The following is a 17,850-nucleotide window of genomic DNA, read 5'->3' as shown; positions in this document are numbered from 1 at the left end:
CGCCGCAGTGATCTGGTAGCGCCGGGCGTGGCCCGGCGCTACCGATTACCGCCCGGCAACACCTGCTGCAACCGTTCGATGCCCTGCCAGGGGTCGGCCTTCAGCCGCTTCGCCCGGGCCAACGCCTTGGGCATCGGGAAGGCATCGGCAGCACTCACCCGCGCCAGCTCGTCCCAGCGCAACGGCACGGCGACGCCGGCGCTGTCGCGTGCCCGCAGCGACCACGAGCACACGCTGGTGGCACCGCGGGTGTTGCGCAGCCAGTCAATGAAGATCACGCCGCTGCGCTTGGCCTTGCTCATCGTCGCCACGTAGCGCTCAGGCTGTTCCAGCGCCATCGCCTGCGCGAAGGCCTCGCAGAATGTCTTGGCCTGTTCCCAATCGGCTTTCGGCTGCAATGGCACCACCACGTGCACGCCCTTGCCACCGGACAACCGCACGAAGCTCTGCAGGCCGACCTGCAGCAGGCGGTCGCGCACATCGCGGGCACCCGTCTTTACCTGCGCCCAGGACACACCGTCACCGGGGTCCAGGTCGAACACCAGCCGGTCCGGATGCTCGGGATCATCCACCGTCGCACCCCACGGATGCAGCTCCAGCGTGTTCATCTGCACCAGCTGCAGCAAACCGCGCGCATCGTCGATGTAGACGTAGTCCTCGCGCCCGCTCTTCTGCTGCAGCGGCACGGCATGCACCGCATCGCCCAGGCCCGGTCCGTGGTGCTTCTGGAAGAAGCAGGCCTTGCCGACGCCGTCCGGGCAACGCAGCAGTGACAGCGGGCGAGCGGCAATCTCCGGCAGAATCCAGCGCGCCATCTGCCGGTAGTAGTCGGCCACATCCCCCTTTCTGAGCTTCTGCCGCGGGTACACCACCCGCTCGGGATGGCTGATGGCTACCGCAGTGTCATCGCGCCCCGCAGCGGGCTGTGCCACGCCCAGGTCCTGCTTTCCCTTGTCGCTGCGCAGGCGCTTGAAGCTGGCCTGGCGCAGCAGTCCTTCCTTGCCCCAGCCACGGAAGGCGACCTCGGCCACCACCTGCGGCTTCACCCAGCGCACGCTGGACGCTCGCAACGGGACATGGGCCGGCAGTTCCAGCACCGGCGTCTTCCCCGCCAAAGGCGCCAGCACGCTGCCCAGCCTCTTCAGGCTTGCATCATCGAAACCGGTGCCGACCCGCCCCACATAGCGCAGGCCGTCGCCATCGGGCGTGGCCAGCAGCAGCGAACCGAAGCCGACCCGGCTGCCCTTGGGTGCGGTGTGTCCGACGATGACGAACTCGTCGCTGTCTTCATGCTTCACCTTCACCCAGCTGCGCGCGCGCGTGTTCACGTAGGGCGCGTCCACCTGCTTGCTGACGATGCCCTCGAAGCCGGCGTCGCCACTGGCGGCGAACACCGCCGGCCCGTGGTCGAGCACGTGCTCGCTGAAGGCCAGCGTGCCCGGTTCCGTCCCGATCAGCTGCTTCAGCAAGGCCTTGCGTTCGACCAGTGGCGCACGACTGATGTCCACGCCGGCCACGCCGGGCAGGTCGAACACGATGTAGCGCAGCGGCTGCTTCGAACTGCCATCGATCACCCGCTGCAGGGCGGCGAAGTCGCTGCGTCCCTGTGCATCGAGCACCACCAGCTCGCCATCCAGGCGCGCATCGCGCACCGGCAGCGCGCGCACGGCCTGGGTGACTTCGGGGAAGTCGGCGGTCCAGTCCAGGCCATTGCGCGAGCGCAGTTTCACCTCGCCCTCGTGCAGGTCGGCCAGCAGGCGATAGCCATCCCACTTGATCTCATGCAGCCAGCGCTCGCCGTCGGGCGCGCTGTCGCGGTGGTCGGTCAGCTGCGGCTTGAAGCCGCGCGGGTATGCATGATCACGTGCACCGGCCAGCTTCAGCGCGCGCGCGTGCCAGCGCGCATCAGCCTTGCGTGGCGCGGTGGGTGTCGTGCCGCGCGTACGGGCCACCGCGCGCGATGGCGTGGCTTCCTGCAGCAGATCATCGGCCTCCGCATCGCGTGCCTGCGCATCATCGCGCTTGATCAGCAGCCACTGCACCTGGCGGCCCTTCATGGCCGTGCGCACCAGCTTCCAGCCGCCAGCCAAGCGCTGCCCGTGCAGCACGAAGTCGATCTTGCCGTCGGCCAGGGCCTGCAGCGGGTCGCCTTCGCAGGCCCAACTGCCGTGGTCGAATACCTGCACATGGCCCGCGCCATAGTGGCCTTCGGGAATATTGCCCTCGAAACCGGCATAGGAAAGCGGATGATCTTCCACCTCCACCGCCAGGCGCTTCTCGCCAACGCGCAACGAAGGGCCCTTGGGCACCGCCCAGCTCTTCAGCACGCCATCCATCTCCAGACGGAAGTCGTAGTGGCGGGAGCTGGCATGGTGCAGCTGGATGACGAACTGCGGGCGCCGCTTCGGGTTGCCGGCCGCCGGGGCATCGTCGGGCTCGGGTGTCTGCCCGCTGCCCCCGCCCAGGCGGCGCTTGCGGCGGTACTGGTGCAGGGACACGGCTCAGCCTGCCTTGCGGCGCGTTGCAGCCTTCCTGGTCGCCTTGGCGACCTTGGCGGTGGTGCTCTTGCTCGCCTTCTTCGTCTTGCTGGCCTTCTTCGCCGGCGCCTTGCGTGCAGCGGTTTTCTTCGCCGGCGTGCGCGTGTTCGCATCCAGGCTCTTCTGCAGCAGCGCCATGAAGTCCACCACGTTGGTGGTGGCGTCCTCGCGCGGTTCCGGCTCTTCTTCCACGCGGGTGGTGCCGCCCTTGGATTTGATGCGCTTGTTCAATACCTGCTGCAGTCGCTCGCGGAATTCATCGTGGTACTGCGAAGGGTCCCAGTCGGCGGCCATCGATTCGATCAGCTGGCCGGCCATCGCCGTTTCCTTGGCGGTGATGCGGTAGTCGGCCAGGCTGCCGGTGGGCAGCTTGTAATCGTCCGGATCGACCAGTTCCTGCGGGTAGCGCAGGATCATCAGCACCAGCGCATGGCCCTGCGGCATCACCGCACACAGGTACTCGCGGGTGCGCACCACCACCCGCGCAATGCCGGCCTTGCCGGTGTCGCGCAGGGTTTCACGCAGCAGCACGTAGCCCTTCTCGGCTTTCTTGCCAGGCAGCAGCAGGTAGGGCTTCTCGTAGTAGCGTGGATCGATGGCGTTGGCATCGACGAAGGTTTCCACTTCCACGGTTTCGTGGCTTTCCGGTGCGGCCGAGCGGATATCGCCTTCTTCCAGCACGACATAGCTGCCCTTGTCGTACTCGTAGGCTTTGACGATGTCCTTCCACGGCACTTCTTCGCCGGTATCGGCGTTGACCCGCTCGAAGCGGATCGGCTTTCGATCCCGTGAATCCAGCATGCGGAACTGCAGGTCGACCTTGCGTTCACCGGACATCAGCGACACCGGCACGTTCAGCAGGCCGAAGGAAAGGGTTCCGGTCCAGATCGGGCGGGCCATGGCGCGCACCTGCATAGCGGCGGGGCGCACAGCTTCCGTCGGCCGCCGTGAAACAGCCGTGTCGGGGCCGTGCAGGGCGGGTGGTGCAGGCGCGCGTGGGTTCGGTGCTGCATCACTGCAGCAATGGCCGCACCGCTGCCGTCGGAATGTGGTCCAGCGCGCGCCAGGCGTCTTCCACCACGGGGCGCGCCTGCGCCCAGCCCATGCGCGACTGCCCGCGCATCTGTTCCCAGTGCTCGGCCAGTTCTTCGCAGGTGTCGGCGGCATCGCCGCGCGGCCAGTCGGCGGCATGGGTGGTCAACGCAAAGGCGTACACCGGGCACAGATCACGCCAGTTGCGGTGGCCGTGGGCGCGGCGGGTCTCGTAGTCGTTCAGCATGTACTGCAGGTAGTCCTGCGCCACCGCCTGCGGATCTTCATGGCGACGGCTGCGACGTTGCGCCGGGCGCGGCGCGGCCGGGTCCAGCAGGGCGTTGAACACGGACGGGGCGGGGCGTTCAAGACGGGGCATGGCCGGCTCCTGCAGCGAGGCGGGAGGGCAGGAATACCGGCGGTGCCGTTATCCAGCCGTGACAGATATGTTCATGACGCCGGGTTCGCGGTTCCTTTACCCGCGCGGCGCTGTAGTGGACACCCCGTCCGCGGAGCACGCCCATGTCCAGCCGAGATCCCCTGCGCCAGACCCACACCCCGGTTCCGGGCGAACAACGTGCCAAGCATGATCTGGCCGATGCCGAAGACCGCGGCGCCGGCATGCCTGCCGAGCACGTGGACGCCCTGCCCGTGGTCCACCACCCTGAACAGGCGGCGCAGGACCGCAAGGACTGTGGCGACCGCCACCGGGGCGGGCAGGAGAGCCCGCTCAAGCGCCGCGAGCGCAAGCAGCACGCCAGCGACAACCAGGACCAGGCACTGGAGGAGACCTTCCCGGCCAGCGACCCGACCTCGCCGTTCGTGCCGGCCAAGGCACCGGATTGAACGCGTAGCGTCGAGCCTGCTCGACTGCTGTTGGTAGAGTCGAGCTTGCTCGACTGCTGTTGGTAGAGTCGAGCTTGCTCGACTGCTGTTGGTAGAGTCGAGCTTGCTCGACTGCTTCAAGACAGCCGAGCACGGCTCGGCTCTACAGAAGCCAGTCGAGCAAGCTCGACTCTACCCGGGCGCATGCGGCAGGGTGATGCGCACGCACAGACCGCGCCCCGCCTCGCCGTCTTCCAGCAGCAGTTCACCGCCATGTGCCTGCACCACGGCCACGGCAATGCTCAGGCCCAGCCCCGTACCGCCATGCCGCGCGCTGCGCGAGGCTTCCAAGCGCTGGAACGGCTGCAGCATGCGCGCGCGCTGTTCGGCAGGAATGCCTGGTCCTTCATCGACAATGCGGATGTGGATGGCCTGTGCATCGCTCCAAGCCTTCACCCAGGCGCCGCCGCCATAGCGCCCGGCGTTGTCCAGCAGGTTGGCCAGCGCGCGCTTCAGGCTGCGCGGGAAGCCGCGGTAGGCCACGCCCGCCTGTCCCTGCAGCTGTACCGCATGCCCGGCCTCGCGTGCATCGTCCACCACCGTGCGCAGCAGGGCGTCGATATCCAGCGGCTCGCGTTCGCCGCGCAGCTGGGTGGCGCTGCTGTAGTCCAGGATCGAATCCACCAGCTCCTGCATGTCGTCCAGATCGGCACGCCAGCGCGTGCGCGCGCTTTCATCAGCCAGCAGTTCGGTACGCAGGCGCAGCCGGGTCAACGGCGAACGCAGGTCGTGCGATACCGCAGCCAGCAGCTCCTCGCGCGCCTGCGCGGCCTGCTGCAGCTGCTGCTGCATCTGGTTGAAGGCCTGCGCGGCCTGGCGGACTTCGCGCGGCCCCTCCAGTGGCAGCGGCGGTGCGTGCAGGTTGTGGCCCAGCGCCTGCGCGGCGGCGCCCAGGCGGGTGAGCGGGCGGGTCAGCCAGCGCACCACCAGCAGGGCCAGCAGCACGATCAGCAAGGTGCGCAGCCCATAGATGCGCAGCAGGTAGTCGCTCAGGGCGTGGCCCGGCTCCAGCTGCAGGCCGGCCTGGCCTTCGCGCACGTCGAACTGCAGCCAGCGGCCGGTGCTGCTGCGCACCCGCAACTGGAACTGCCCGGCCACGTGGCGGGCCGACAGCGCTTTGTCGTCCTCGCGTCCCTGCCCGTCGTACAGGCGCAGGTGCTGCAGGTGCAGTTCACGCGGCGCGCCCAGTTCGCTGGCCAGTGCGGCCTGCAGCAGGTGTTCGACCGCCCGGTCACGCGCACGCAGCGGCACCGGGCCACCGTCGTCGACCGCGTGCACGGTCAGGTCGGCGGTGGACAGCAACGCCGGGTCGGCACCGGCCAGTGGCGATCCCGGCGCTTCCAGCAGGCGCAGGCTCTGCGCGACGTGGGCGGCGGCCAGCCGCGCGGGAATCTCGGCCACGCGCTCGTAGCGGGCGTCATGCCAGATCGTGCCGGTCAGCAGCTGGGCCAGCAGCATGCCGGCCACCAGCACCAGCACCAGGCGGCCATACAGGGTGCGCGGCCAGCCCTGGCGCGGCTCAGCCATCGGCGTGCACCGGCCCGGCCAGGCAGTAGCCGCGGTGGCGCACGGTACGGATCAGCAGCGGCGCGCGGCTGTCGTGTTCCAGCATCTGCCGCAGCCGGCTGATGCACATGTCGATGCTGCGATCACTGGGCAGGCGGTCGCGCCCGTAGACCTGTTCCACCAGGTAATCGCGTTCCAGCACTTCGTCGGGGTGGCGCAGGAACAGCTGCAGCGCGATGAAATCCGTCTCGCCCAGCAGGTGGCGGCGGCCATCGTCGGCCTGCAGCTGGTGGGTGCGCGTGTCCAGGGTCCAGCCGGCAAAGCGCAGCCGCGTGGCCAGCGCCGCCGGTTGCGCCCGGCGCAGCACCGCCTGCAGCCGCAGCAGCAGCTCGCGCGGGTCGAACGGCTTGGCCACATAGTCATCGGCACCGTGTTCCAGCCCCAGGATGCGGTCGGCCGCGCGCCCGCGGGCGGTCAGCATGATCACCGGCAGCGCCGTGCGCGCACGCAACTGCTGGCACAGGGACAGGCCGTCCTCGCCCGGCAGCATCAGATCCAGCACCACCGCGTCGAAGCGCTGGCGATCCAGGGCTGCCCACATGGCCATCCCTTCGGCGGCAGTATCGGTGTGCAGGCCGTGCCGGCCCAGGTATTCGGCCAGCAGCGCGCCGATTTCCGGATCGTCATCGACGATCAGGATGCGCGCAGTGGCAGCGGCGTTGTCAGTCATTGCTGCATCTTCCCAGAAGCGGCGGCGCCCCGCAGTGCAGGCGCCGCCGTTGGTGGGATCAGAAGCGCGCACGCACGCTGAAGGTGGTGCTGCGCGGCTCGCCGAAGATCAACCCGTCGTAGAAGCCGTACTGGGTGTAGTAGGTCTTGTCGGTCAGGTTGTTCACGTTCACCGCCAGCTGCACGGTATCGGTCAGGGCATAGCGCGCCATCAGGTTCACCAGGGTGTAGCCGCCCATCGGCAGGTTGCTGGCGTCGTAGCGCCCACCGCCCAGCGGGCGGCCGGGGTTGGTCGACATCACCGTGCCGCTCTGCACCGACAGGCCACCGCCAACGGTCAGCTTCGACAACGCACCGGGCAGGGTCCAGGTGGTGTTCAAGCGCAGCAGGTGGCGCGGGTCCTGCTGGTAGGACAGGCCATCGACCTGCAGCCAGGTGTAGCCGGCATAGACGTTCCAGCCCTGGGCCAGCCGGCCGCTGATTTCCAGGTCGGCACCCTTGGACTTCACCCCGTCCACCGCGCGGTAGATGGTCAGGCCGGTGTCCGGATGCACCTCGCCGGTGCTTTCGGCCACGTTGTTCTGCTCGTTGCGGAACAGGGCCAGCGCTGCGTTCAGTGCGCCGTCGGCCCATTCGCCCTTGATGCCGGCCTCATAGCTCTTGCCGGTCACCGGATCGAGCAGGGTGTCGTTGGCATCGCGCACGTTGCCCTGCGGGCTGAACACATCGGTGTAGCTCACATACGCCGAATAGTTCGCGGCGAAGTCCCAGACCAGGCCGGCGTACGGGGTGACGACCTGCTGTTCGCCAGTGGCCGCGCCACGGGTGCGCACGTCGGCCTGGGTGTAGGTCTGGGTATAGGTCTTGTAGTTGCTCAGCCGCGTGCCCAGCACCAGCGACAGCGGGTCGGCCAGGCTGAAACGACCGGCCAGGTAGCCGCCCAGGTTCTCGGTGATGGTCTTGCTGCGTGCAGGCGTGCGGAAGGTTTCAAAGCCCGCGTAGCTGCCATCCCAGCTGCGCCAGTCGGCGATCGGCAGGCCCACGGCGCGGTACTGGCAGCCGCTCCACGGCGCCACGCCGGCAATGGTGCAGTTGCCCAGCGCGGCGCTGAAGCTGTAGTCGGTGATCTCGCTGCGGTAGCCGTTGAAGCCCACCATCAGCTGGTGCTCGCGGCCGAACAGCTGCAGCGGGCCACTGGCGCTGATGTCCAGGTTGTCGCGGCGGGTTTCCGATTCGCTGTGGATCGCATTGAGGAAGGCGCCGCTGCCGTCCGGGTTCCAGAAGCCGGCGAAGCCCTGGTTGCGCGCGGCGTTGTTGACCTTGGCCACGCCGTAGTTGGTGAAGCTTTCACCGCTGTCGTGGGCGAACGCCACGCGCAGCGTCCAGTCCGCGCCCAGCCCCTGTTCCACGCTGCCGAACACGGTGGTGTTGTCCCGCTTGGCCAGGCTCCAGTCGGCGGCAGGGTTGGTGCTGCGCGACAGCTGCGCACGGCTGCCGTCGGCCCACCAGATCGGCACGTTGCTGCCCCACGACGCGCCGCCGTTGCGGGTTTTTTCGTACTGCACGCCCAGGTTCAGCACGGTGGCGCTGCCCAGGTCGGCCTCGAAGCTGGCCAGTCCGGCCAGGCGCTGGATGTCTTCGCGCTGGCGGAAGGTGTCCGAATCTTCGGCACTGACCACGAAGCGGCTGCGCACGCGACCATCGGTGGTCAGCGGCACGTTCACGTCACCCATCAGGCGGCGCTTGTCATGGCTGCCGAGGGTGAGCGCGGCGGCGCCACCGAAGTCGGCGGTCGGCCGCTTGCGTTCCAGGTAGACCGTGGCCGAGGGATCGCCGGTGCCGCCCAGCAGGCCGTTGGCACCGCGCACCACCTGCACGTGGTCGTACAGATCCATGTTCAGCGCCGCGCCGCCGCCACTGAAGCTGCTGGCACCGTTCACCAGCATGCCGTCCACCTTGAAGTTGCCGATGTCGAAGCCGCGCGCGCGGAACGTGGTGCGGCCGGCGTTGTCCAGCGAATAGGTGGTGATGCCGGTGGTGCTGGTCAGCACGTCATCGATGGATTCGATCTGCAGATCGTCCATCTGCTGGCGGGTGACGCTGGTGACCGACTGCGGGGTCTGGCGCACGCTCAGGTCCAGGCCGATGGCGGCGCGGCTGACCGGCAGGGTGTAGCTGTCGGCCTGCGACTGGCGGCGCGCGGTCACTTCCAACCCGTCCAGGGTGGTGGGGTTGGCATCGGCCGGGGCCTCGGCATGGGCGGCCAGCGGCAGCGCCAGCGCGACGGCCAGGGCAAGGGCGCGGCGCAGGCCAGGCGCATGCGGGCACGGCAGAACAGCGCGCGGCAGGCCCGCGCGGGTGAGGGCATCGGCAGTCACAGGGGGAGTCCTTATCGGAGATTCAAATGGGATCGATTCCCATTTGCGTCATGATAGCGACGCCGTCCTGTGTTCCTGCGTGTGGGAATGTAAGCGTGTGTAACGGGCCGCGCTGCGCGCTCAGCGCCACGACCACTGCAGGCCGACGCTGGCACGGCGGTCCGGGCCGGGTTCGAAGAAGCGACCGTTGCCATCGTTGACGATCACCGAGCCGATGTAGCGCTGGTCCAGCACGTTGTCCAGGCGGGCGAACGCGCGCAGATCGCCACTGGCCAGCGACCAGCGGTGGCCAGCTTCCAGGTTCAGCACGACGTAGCCGGGCGCCCGTTCGGTGGCCAGATCGTTCACCACCACGTCGCTGCTGGCGGTGCCTTCCAGCGCCCACTGCCAGGCACCGGGCGACCACTGCAGGCGCGCATAGGCCTGCTGGCGGGGCACGCCGGGCAGGCGGCTGCCGGCACGCACTTCGGTATCGGGCACGCTGCAGCCGCTGCCGGCACAGGCCAGGTAGCCGGACCGCACCTGCGCCTGCAGCCAGGTCCAGGCCACCTGCAGTTCCAGCTGTTCGGCCAGCGGCTGCCGGTACTGCAGTTCCACGCCCTGGCGCCGGGTGCGGCCGATGTTGCGGTAGGTGCTGCGGCCGTTGGTGTTGCTGGCCACCGCCAGTTCGTCATCGGTGTCGGCGCGGAACACGCTCACGTCGAACTGGGTGCCGTTCTGCGCATGCCACTTGCTGCCCACTTCCAGGTTGCGGCTGCGCGCGGCGGCCAGGTCCAGCGCCAACCCGGCCTGGCCATCGGCGCGGTAGCCCAGTTCGTTGAAGGTGGGCGTTTCGAAACCACGGCCCACCGCCGCATGCAGGCGCCACTGTGGCGTGGCCTCGAAGCTGACCCCGGCCACCGGGGTGGTGGCCTGGTAGCGGCGGCGACCGCTGTCGTCGGGGTTGCGGCCAACGATGTAGTGGTCGTCCGACTCGAAGCGCACCGTGCTGTGGCGCACCCCGGCCAGCAGCGACCAGCGCGGGCTCCACTGCCACCAGGCCTGGGCGAACTGGTCCACGTTCTGCACGGTGTCGCGCTGGTCGCGGCGCAGCGCACCGCGCACGCCCAGCGTGCTGCCGATGAAGTTCTCGTAACCAGTGCGGTGCTGGCGCTGGCGGTCGGCATTGGCGCCCACCACCACGTCCAGCGGGCGACCGGCCAGATCGCCGCGCCAGCCCCAGCGCGCGTCCACGCCGCCGTAGTTGCCGTCCAGATCGATCACCCCGCCGGCGTGCAGCGGGTTGGCCTGCGGGCCCGGCGGAATGGCCAGGTACTGGGTCACCTCGCGCTGCCCGCCGTAGCCCATCAGCTGCCAGCGCTGGGCGCCGGTCTCACGGGTCCAGCGCAGCCCGGCCTGCTGCTGGCTGACCGATTTACGGGTGTTGTACTGCGTGGCCACGGACGTGGCCTGGCGCGGATTGGCGGCCACCTGTGCGCGGGTCAGGCCCAGCGGGTCCTGCGCGTCGGGCGCGTCCAGCGCGTTCAGCAGCAGCTCCAGGCGGCCACCGGCCAGCTCGCCGCCGATGCGCGCGTTCAACGATTCGCGCCGGGCCCGGCTGTGGTCGCGCCAGCCGTCTGTGCGGAAGTGGTTGGCGGCGATGTTGTAATCGATGCCGGCACTGGCGCCACGCAGCTGCGCACCCACGCTCAGGGTGTTGTCGGCCCCGGCATTGACCCGCAGCCGCCAGGGATCGCCGGCCTGGCCCTGCGCGCTCCAGACCTGCAGCACGCCACCGGATGAATTGCCGTACAGCGCCGAGAACGGCCCCCGCAGCACCTCGATGCGCTCGGCACCCAGCAGGCTGGCATGCGACAGCTGGCCCTGCCCGTCGGGCATGGTGGCCGGCACGCCATCCACCACCACGCGCACGCCGCGCACGCCGAAGGTGGAACGGGCGCCGAAGCCGCGGATCGACAGCTGGGTGTCCTGGGCGAAGTTCTGCCGGTCACGTGCCAGCAGCCCCGGTACGCCGGCCAGCGCCTCGGAAAGCTGGGCACTGGCGCCGCTGCGGTCGTCGTCCACCCAGACCGTGTCCTGGCTGGCCGGCAGCGCGAACGGGTCGATGCCCTGTACCCGTGCGGCCTGCACCTCCACCGTGGGCAACGCGGTGGTGGTCTGGGCCTGCGCCACGGCGGCAGCCGGCAGCAGGGCGATCAGCAGGGGCAGGCGGCGACGCGCCACGGGCTCGTTCATTGTTCAGCTTCAACCACGGGGGGAAAACAACACGGCATGGTACGGGCTGCAGCGTGACGATGAGCGCCGCGCCGGTGGCACGCTTTGTTACGATGGGACGGTTGCGGCCGACGGCTGCAACCACGCGACCCGCGCTTCTTCTCCCCCTCATATCGAACGAGTACCGCCGTGTCCTTCTTTGCAAACGTGGAACTGGTCCCGGGCGACCCGATCCTGGGCCTGACCGAGGCGTACAACGCCGACAGCCGCCCGACCAAGGTCAACCTGGGTGTAGGCATCTACTACGACGAAAGCGGCCGCATTCCGCTGCTGCGTGCCGTCAAGCAGATCGAGCAGCAGCTCGCCACCGAAGCAAAACCGCGCGGCTACCTGCCGATCGACGGCCTGCCGGCGTACACCCAGGCCACCCGTGAACTGGTGTTCGGCAAGGACTCGCCGCTGCTGGACGCCGGCCGCGTGGCCACCACCCAGACCGTGGGCGGCAGCGGTGCGCTGCGTGTCGGCGCTGACCTGCTGAAGAAGCTGCTGCCGCACGCCACCATCGCCATCAGCAACCCCAGCTGGGAAAACCACCGCGCGGTGTTCGGTGCGGCCGGTTTCGAGGTGGTGGAATACACCTACTTCGACGCCGCCACCCATGGCGTGAACTTCGACGGCATGCTGGCCGACCTGCAGACGCTGCAGCCGGGCACCGTGGTGCTGCTGCACGCCTGCTGCCACAACCCCACCGGCGCCGACCTCACCGTCAGCCAGTGGAAGCAGGTGGCACAGCTGCTGAAGGACCGCCAGCTGTTCCCCTTCATCGACATGGCCTACCAGGGCTTCGACAAGGGCATCGAGCAGGACGGCGCGGCCGTGCGCATCATCGCCGAAGCCGGCATCGACAGCTTCATCGTCGCCAACTCGTACTCCAAGTCGTTCTCGCTGTACGGCGAACGCGTGGGCGCACTGTCGGTGGTCGCCCCGACCGCCAACGACGCCAAGGCCGTGCAGTCGCAGATCAAGCGCATCATCCGCACCATCTACTCCAGCCCGTCCACCCACGGTGCCGCACTGGTGGCTGGTGTGCTCAACAGCCCGGAACTGCGCGCGCTGTGGGAACAGGAACTGACCGAGATGCGCGAACGCATCCACGCCCTGCGTGGCGGTCTGGTGGAAAAGCTGGCCGCCGCCGGCGCGCCGCAGTTCGGTTTCATCAACCAGCAGGCCGGCATGTTCTCCTACTCCGGCCTCAGCCGCGTGCAGGTCGAGCGTCTGCGTGACGAGTTCGGCATCTACGCCGTCGGCACCGGCCGCATCTGCGTGGCCGCACTGAGCCAGAACAACCTGGAATACGTCGCCAAGGCCGTGGCCACCGTCGCCAAGGGCTGAAGCACCGCTGCACATGCTTGAAAACAGAGGCGCCGAAAGGCGCCTTTGTTTTTTGCTCTGCCTTTGCTCCTGCCTTTGCCACACCCTCCGCGCTCGCGGCGAACCCTGAAGCCCGCGGGAGGGACAGGCTGCGCGGGACCGCAGGCGCCAAGGATGGCGCCTACGAGCCCCCATGGATGGGTTAACGGCGTGTCCCGCGCAGCCTGTCCCTCCCGCGGGCCTCGATAGAAAGACGGCGCCGCACAGCGCAACGCCGTTGTAATCGATTTCCCCTCAAACCAATCACGCACGCGCCGCGCGCAGCAGCGACAATAGCCGTTTCCCCGCTGCCAAGGCCCGCCCGCCATGTCCCGTACTTCGCTGACCCGGTACCTGATTCAAGAACAGCACGCCGGCCGCATCAACGCCGACCTGCGCCAGCTGATCGCCGTGGTCGCCCGCGCCTGCACCAGCATCTCCATCGCCGTCAGCAAGGGCGCCCTGGGCGGCGTACTGGGCGATGCCGGCACCGGCAACGTACAGGGCGAAGCGCAGAAGAAGCTGGACGTGATCAGCAACGAGATCCTGCTGGAAGCCAACGCCTGGGGCGGCCACCTGGCCGCGTGCGCGTCGGAAGAAATGGACCACAGCCAGCCGGTGCCGGACATCTACCCGCGTGGCGATTTCCTGCTGCTGTTCGATCCCCTCGACGGCAGCTCGAACATCGACGTCAACGTCTCGGTCGGCACCATCTTCTCGGTGCTGCGCTGCCCCACCAATGTCGAACTGCCGGGGGATGATGCCTTCCTGCAGCCGGGCAGCAAGCAGATTGCCGCCGGCTACTGCATCTACGGGCCCAGCACCCAACTGGTGCTGACCGTCGGCCATGGCACCCACGCCTTCACCCTGGACCGCGAAACCGGTGAGTTCGTGTTGACCACCGCCAACATGCAGATTCCCGCCGCCACCCAGGAATTTGCCATCAACATGTCCAACCAGCGCCACTGGGAAGCTCCCATGCAGGCGTACGTGGGCGATCTGCTGGCCGGCAAGGAAGGCGCGCGCGGCAAGAACTTCAACATGCGCTGGATCGCCAGCATGGTGGCCGACGTGCATCGCATCCTGACCCGCGGCGGCATCTTCATCTACCCGTGGGACAAGAAGGAACCAGGCAAGGCCGGCAAGCTGCGCCTGATGTACGAAGCCAACCCGATGGGCCTGCTGGTGGAACAGGCCGGCGGCGCCGCGTGGACCGGCCGCGAACGCATCGTCGACATTCAGCCCGAGCATCTGCACCAGCGCGTGCCGGTGTTCCTGGGTTCGCGCGAGGAAGTGGCTGAAGCGGTGCGCTATCACCAGGAGCACGACGCGAAGAGCGTCTGACGGCGGCCACCCCTACAGCGGTCATGGCACAACGATGACATGACCGCAGGGTGACAGCAGCGGCGGCAAACGGCACCATCAGGCCCTTGCCGCCGAAGGAATGTACGCATGCACGAGCCGGGTCCGGTCGATTTCATCGAAGTCATCCACAACGCCGTCCCCAGCGACGTCTGCGCGGCGATCGTTGCCCGCATGCGTGCCAGCCAGCACCTGAAACCCGGCGCAGTGGGCAGTGGCGTGTTCCCGGAACTCAAGCGCAGCAAGGATCTGCGCATCAGTGGCGCGGAGGGCTGGAAGGATGTGGACAGCGCGCTGCAGCAGGCGGTTTTCGCCGGACTGTTGACTTATCTACGCCGTTATCCACAGGCGTTGATCGCGCCCCTGATGTTGCAGATCCAGGACAGCAGCGGCCAGCCGCGCCGACTGTCGGCCGAGGATTTCCCCGACATGGCGCAGGAACAGCTGGCCGACCTGGCCCGCACCTGCCTGCGCCCGGGTGCCATCAACCTGCAGTGGTACGCGGCGGGCGAGGGCGGTTACCCGTACTGGCACTGTGAGCTGTACCCGAAGGACCCGCAGGCCGAGACCCTGCACCGGCACGTGCTGTGGACGCTCTACCTCAACGATGAGTTCGAGGAAGGCGAAACCGAATTCCTGTTCCAGGGCCGCAAGATCGCACCGCGCACCGGCAGCCTGCTGATCGCGCCGACAGCGTTCACCCATACCCATCGTGGCAATCGGCCGCAGGGTGGCGACAAGTTCATCGCGACGAGTTGGATCCTGTTCCAGAGCGCGCAGAAGCTGTTCGGGGGCTGACGACGCCGTAGAGTCGAGCTTGCTCGACTGCGCTTTGCTGCTCTTTGCGGCGCGCTCAGTCGAGCAAGCTCGACGCTACAGGGCCAGCGCTACGCCCACGGCGATGAGTACGATCACCAGAACGGGCACTACGTAGCGCAGCAGCACGCGGTTGAGGCGCTCGGCCGATCGTTCGTCGTCCTGCACGCGCTGCAGCAGCGTCTGCCGGTCCAGGTAGCAGCGGTCGGTCGCCACGACCTCGACCAGGCCGTCGTCGATCATGTCGTACACCACCTCTTCCAGCTCCACGTCGAAGGCGGCCAACGGAATCGAGGTCGCCGGCGAAAATGCCTGCCGCTGTTCGAAGTACTCCAGTACCTGGCGATGCTGCGCCTGCATCCAAGGATGGGTGTTGGCAGCGGAAGCGGCGATCGCTGCGGCAAGTGCGCCATCGTTCACGGGCATCTCCTGTCCGGCCCTTCATGGGCCTCGCCCCGATTCTTGGCCGAAGCAGGGCGCCGCGTCCACCCCGTAGCGTCGAGCGTGCTCGACTGCTTCTGCTTCGTAGCGTCGAGCGTGCTCGACTGCTTTCATCATCAGTCGAGCAAGCTCGACTCTACCTCGACTGCTTTCAACTTCAGTCGAGCAAGCTCGACTCTACTAAAAGAGCGTTCCCTGCGGCGATTCCTTCTGCGGCGGCAACGGCTTCAGGAACCGGCTGCAATCCAGCTTTGGCCAATGGCTGTTCTGCGCATTGAAACCCAGCCGCTTGCGCGCCAGTTTGAACCGGTTGTTCAACAGATCCGCATACACGCCCTGGCCGCGCATGCGCGTGCCGAACTGGCTGTCGTAATCCTTGCCGCCGCGCAACTGCTGGATGGTGCTCATCACGTGCGCGGCGCGGTCGGGGTGGTGGGTTTCCAGCCAATCGCGGAACAGTGGTGCCACTTCCAGCGGCAGGCGCAGCAGCACGTAGCCGGCGGTGCTGGCGCCGGCGTCATGGGCGGCCTCCAGCACGGCCTCCAGCTCGCTGTCGTTGATCCACGGGATCACCGGCGCCACCATCACGCCCACCGGAATGCCGGCCTCGTGCAGGCGTTTCATCGCACGCAGGCGTGCATGCGGTGCCGATGCGCGCGGTTCCAGCTTGGCGGACAGGTGCAGGTCCAGCGAGGTGACCGAGAAATGCACGCTGACCAGGTTTTCCGCCGCCAGCGGTGCCAGCAGATCGATGTCGCGCTCCACCAGCGCGTTCTTGGTAATCAGCGAAAACGGATGCTTCGTTTCCAGCATCACCTCGATCAGCTGGCGGGTGAGTTTCAACTTGCGTTCGATCGGCTGGTAGGCGTCGGTGTTGATGCCCAGCGCGATCGGCTGCGGCACGTAGCCCGGTTTCGCCAGCTCCTTGCGCAGCAGCTGCGGCGCGTTGGTCTTGGCGAACAGCTTGGTTTCGAAGTCCAGGCCCGGCGACAGGTTCAGATAGGCGTGCGAGGGCCGCGCGAAACAGTACGAGCAACCGTGCTCGCAGCCTCGGTAGGGGTTCACCGACTGGCTGAACCCCACGTCGGGGGAATTGTTGCGGCTGATGATGCTGCGCGCGGTCTCCGCACGCACTTCGGTGCGCAGGCGGGGGGCGCTGAACTCGTCGCTTTCGTCTGGCGCCCAGCCGTCATCGATGGCCTCACTGACCGTGCTTTCGAAGCGGCCGGCCAGATGCGAGGTGGAGCCGCGACCCTTGATGGCGGCGTGGGCCTTGAGAGGCAGGTGCTGCATGTCGCCCTCCGGCCGTTGCTGGGCCGTTAGTATTATTGCTAACCACAGGCGGCGCAAGCGGCGGGAATTCACGTAGCTGTAGGCGTACAGGCGAATCCCGGTGCAGGTTGACCCCAAGGTTATCCACAGGTTCCACGGGGCAGGCGCAGCCGAACGCCGTGGCAATCCAGAAGCCTGGGCCACGGCGGTCTCAACAACTGCGACCAGGGTTTACAGCAGGGCCAGATAGCCCTTCACGGTGGCGTCCAGGCCGTCGTACAGCGCCTCGCCGATCAGCGCGTGGCCAATGGACACTTCCAGTACCTGCGGCACGGCCGCCAGGAAATCGCGCAGGTTGTCCTGCGACAGGTCATGGCCGGCATTCACCCCCAAACCGACCGCCTGGGCGCGACGTGCGGCGTTGGCGAACAGCTCCAGCATGGCGCGCGCGTCGCCGGCGGCGTGGGCTTCGGCGTATGGGCCGGTGTACAGCTCGATGCGATCGGCACCAACTGCGGCGGCCTGTTCCAGCAAGGGGTTGCCGGCATCCACGAACAGGCTGACCCGGCAGCCCATGGCTTTCAGCTCGGCCACCAGCGGGCGCAGGCGCTCGCCGTCGCGTTTGAAGTCGAAGCCGTGGTCGGAGGTGATCTGCCCATCGCCGTCGGGCACCAGGGTGGCCTGCGCCGGCCGCGTCTGCGCGCACAGCGGCAGCAGACCCGGGTAACCCTCGCGCGGCGGCGCGAAGGGGTTGCCTTCAATGTTGAACTCGACGCCGCGGGCGCGGGTCAGCGTGGACAGCGCCAGGACGTCCTCGGCGGTGATGTGGCGGCGGTCGGGACGCGGGTGCACGGTAATGCCATGCGCACCGGCATCCAGGCAGGCCTGGGCGGCGCGCACCACGTCCGGTTCGGCACCGCCGCGCGAGTTGCGCAGGACGGCGATCTTGTTGACGTTGACGCTGAGCTGGGTCATGGAACGGAACTACGGGGTCGGGGAAGGGGGATCGTGGGGTTCGCGCGGGGCGTGCCCTTGCGAGGCATGCGCCTGGGGGGCCTGCTCGCGCAGCCGGCGCACCTGTTCGGCGTCGACCAGGGTGGACGGGTCGCGCTGCAGATCGCCGAAGCGGGCCACGTAGCGGCCACGCACCCAGGCCAGCAGGAAGGCCAGCGCCGCCAGCAGTGCCAGCGACATCAGCCCCATGTGCGGGGTCTTCAGGGCGAAGGCGAAGCAGCCCAGCGCCAGCAGCAGGTACAGCCAGTACATGT

At 68.1% G+C, this 17,850-nt stretch carries 15 protein-coding genes; 4 read left to right on the top strand and 11 right to left on the bottom strand.

The features are described from left to right. Positions 1 to 38 precede the first annotated feature (38 nt). From ligD to C1933_RS00125, 3 genes are all read right to left on the bottom strand, one after another. The gene (ligD, locus tag C1933_RS00135; RefSeq protein WP_108751692.1) at positions 39 to 2,498 is read right to left on the bottom strand and encodes a DNA ligase D; all 2,460 of its coding nucleotides are present in this window, start codon (positions 2,496 to 2,498) and stop codon (positions 39 to 41) included. A 3-nt stretch (positions 2,499 to 2,501) separates the two neighbouring features. Then, positions 2,502 to 3,437, bottom strand: a complete 936-nt coding sequence (locus C1933_RS00130; protein ID WP_108754677.1) for a Ku protein — start codon at positions 3,435 to 3,437, stop codon at positions 2,502 to 2,504. A gap of 112 nt (positions 3,438 to 3,549) precedes the next feature. Further along, the gene (locus C1933_RS00125) at positions 3,550 to 3,948 is read right to left on the bottom strand and encodes a hypothetical protein (RefSeq protein ID WP_108751691.1); all 399 of its coding nucleotides are present in this window, start codon (positions 3,946 to 3,948) and stop codon (positions 3,550 to 3,552) included. Between the two features lie 143 nt (positions 3,949 to 4,091). On the opposite strand from C1933_RS00125, the gene C1933_RS00120 reads away from it, so the two are divergent. After that, positions 4,092 to 4,415, top strand: a complete 324-nt coding sequence (locus C1933_RS00120) for a hypothetical protein (RefSeq protein ID WP_108747923.1) — start codon at positions 4,092 to 4,094, stop codon at positions 4,413 to 4,415. Between the two features lie 171 nt (positions 4,416 to 4,586). Here the strand turns inward: C1933_RS00120 and C1933_RS00115 are convergent, their stop codons facing one another. From C1933_RS00115 to C1933_RS00100, 4 genes are all read right to left on the bottom strand, one after another. Next, positions 4,587 to 5,981 carry an ATP-binding protein gene (locus C1933_RS00115; RefSeq protein WP_108751690.1) on the bottom strand — a complete coding sequence of 465 codons (1,395 nt, stop codon included), beginning with the start codon at positions 5,979 to 5,981 and terminating at the stop codon, positions 4,587 to 4,589. Beyond that, positions 5,974 to 6,690 (bottom strand): response regulator transcription factor, encoded by a 717-nt coding sequence (locus C1933_RS00110; protein ID WP_108751689.1) that lies wholly within the window; start codon positions 6,688 to 6,690, stop codon positions 5,974 to 5,976. Before C1933_RS00110 ends, C1933_RS00115 begins: the two co-directional genes overlap by 8 nt. A 58-nt stretch (positions 6,691 to 6,748) precedes the next feature. After that, positions 6,749 to 9,067 (bottom strand): TonB-dependent siderophore receptor, encoded by a 2,319-nt coding sequence (locus tag C1933_RS00105; RefSeq protein ID WP_199911396.1) that lies wholly within the window; start codon positions 9,065 to 9,067, stop codon positions 6,749 to 6,751. Between the two features lie 120 nt (positions 9,068 to 9,187). Further along, positions 9,188 to 11,302 (bottom strand): TonB-dependent receptor, encoded by a 2,115-nt coding sequence (locus C1933_RS00100; protein ID WP_108751688.1) that lies wholly within the window; start codon positions 11,300 to 11,302, stop codon positions 9,188 to 9,190. A gap of 168 nt (positions 11,303 to 11,470) precedes the next feature. On the opposite strand from C1933_RS00100, the gene C1933_RS00095 reads away from it, so the two are divergent. The 3 genes from C1933_RS00095 (at position 11,471) to C1933_RS00085 (ending at position 14,851) form a co-directional block, all read left to right on the top strand. Further along, positions 11,471 to 12,673 (top strand): amino acid aminotransferase, encoded by a 1,203-nt coding sequence (locus C1933_RS00095; RefSeq protein ID WP_108751687.1) that lies wholly within the window; start codon positions 11,471 to 11,473, stop codon positions 12,671 to 12,673. Between the two features lie 345 nt (positions 12,674 to 13,018). Continuing rightward, a complete protein-coding gene (locus C1933_RS00090; protein WP_108751686.1) occupies positions 13,019 to 14,035 on the top strand; it encodes a class 1 fructose-bisphosphatase in 1,017 nt (338 codons plus the stop codon). Positions 14,036 to 14,143: 108 nt separating this feature from the next. Continuing rightward, complete coding sequence (locus C1933_RS00085) at positions 14,144 to 14,851, top strand: 2OG-Fe(II) oxygenase (protein WP_108751685.1); 708 nt, start codon at positions 14,144 to 14,146, stop codon at positions 14,849 to 14,851. A gap of 75 nt (positions 14,852 to 14,926) precedes the next feature. Here the strand turns inward: C1933_RS00085 and C1933_RS00080 are convergent, their stop codons facing one another. The 4 genes from C1933_RS00080 to C1933_RS00065 all read right to left on the bottom strand — a co-directional run bounded on the left by C1933_RS00080 (position 14,927) and on the right by C1933_RS00065 (position 17,848). Further along, positions 14,927 to 15,289 carry a hypothetical protein gene (locus tag C1933_RS00080; RefSeq protein ID WP_159093921.1) on the bottom strand — a complete coding sequence of 121 codons (363 nt, stop codon included), beginning with the start codon at positions 15,287 to 15,289 and terminating at the stop codon, positions 14,927 to 14,929. A gap of 201 nt (positions 15,290 to 15,490) precedes the next feature. Then, positions 15,491 to 16,603 (bottom strand): PA0069 family radical SAM protein, encoded by a 1,113-nt coding sequence (locus tag C1933_RS00075; RefSeq protein WP_108751683.1) that lies wholly within the window; start codon positions 16,601 to 16,603, stop codon positions 15,491 to 15,493. Positions 16,604 to 16,813: 210 nt separating this feature from the next. Further along, entirely contained in the window at positions 16,814 to 17,557 is a 744-nt protein-coding gene (locus C1933_RS00070) for a pyridoxine 5'-phosphate synthase (protein WP_108751682.1), read from the bottom strand. Positions 17,558 to 17,566: 9 nt separating this feature from the next. Continuing rightward, entirely contained in the window at positions 17,567 to 17,848 is a 282-nt protein-coding gene (locus C1933_RS00065) for a hypothetical protein (RefSeq protein WP_108751681.1), read from the bottom strand. Positions 17,849 to 17,850 lie beyond the last annotated feature (2 nt).

The sequence above is a fragment of the Stenotrophomonas sp. ZAC14D2_NAIMI4_6 genome, from assembly GCF_003086875.1.
In the GTDB taxonomy this organism is placed as follows: Bacteria; Pseudomonadota; Gammaproteobacteria; order Xanthomonadales; family Xanthomonadaceae; genus Stenotrophomonas.
Note: the sequence above shows the minus strand (reverse complement) of the source record. Positions and strands in the feature narration are given on the sequence as shown.

Excerpts from the sequence above, each read along its gene's own strand:
- C1933_RS00130 (WP_108754677.1), bottom strand. The coding sequence starts at position 3,437 with ATGGCCCGCCCGATCTGGACCGGAACCCTTTCCTTCGGCCTGCTGAAC.
- C1933_RS00125 (WP_108751691.1), bottom strand. The coding sequence starts at position 3,948 with ATGCCCCGTCTTGAACGCCCCGCCCCGTCCGTGTTCAACGCCCTGCTG.
- C1933_RS00120 (WP_108747923.1), top strand. The coding sequence starts at position 4,092 with ATGTCCAGCCGAGATCCCCTGCGCCAGACCCACACCCCGGTTCCGGGC.
- C1933_RS00115 (WP_108751690.1), bottom strand. The coding sequence starts at position 5,981 with ATGGCTGAGCCGCGCCAGGGCTGGCCGCGCACCCTGTATGGCCGCCTG.
- C1933_RS00110 (WP_108751689.1), bottom strand. The coding sequence starts at position 6,690 with ATGACTGACAACGCCGCTGCCACTGCGCGCATCCTGATCGTCGATGAC.
- C1933_RS00100 (WP_108751688.1), bottom strand. The coding sequence starts at position 11,302 with ATGAACGAGCCCGTGGCGCGTCGCCGCCTGCCCCTGCTGATCGCCCTG.
- C1933_RS00090 (WP_108751686.1), top strand. The coding sequence starts at position 13,019 with ATGTCCCGTACTTCGCTGACCCGGTACCTGATTCAAGAACAGCACGCC.
- C1933_RS00085 (WP_108751685.1), top strand. The coding sequence starts at position 14,144 with ATGCACGAGCCGGGTCCGGTCGATTTCATCGAAGTCATCCACAACGCC.
- C1933_RS00075 (WP_108751683.1), bottom strand. The coding sequence starts at position 16,603 with ATGCAGCACCTGCCTCTCAAGGCCCACGCCGCCATCAAGGGTCGCGGC.
- C1933_RS00070 (WP_108751682.1), bottom strand. The coding sequence starts at position 17,557 with ATGACCCAGCTCAGCGTCAACGTCAACAAGATCGCCGTCCTGCGCAAC.
- C1933_RS00065 (WP_108751681.1), bottom strand. The coding sequence starts at position 17,848 with ATGTACTGGCTGTACCTGCTGCTGGCGCTGGGCTGCTTCGCCTTCGCC.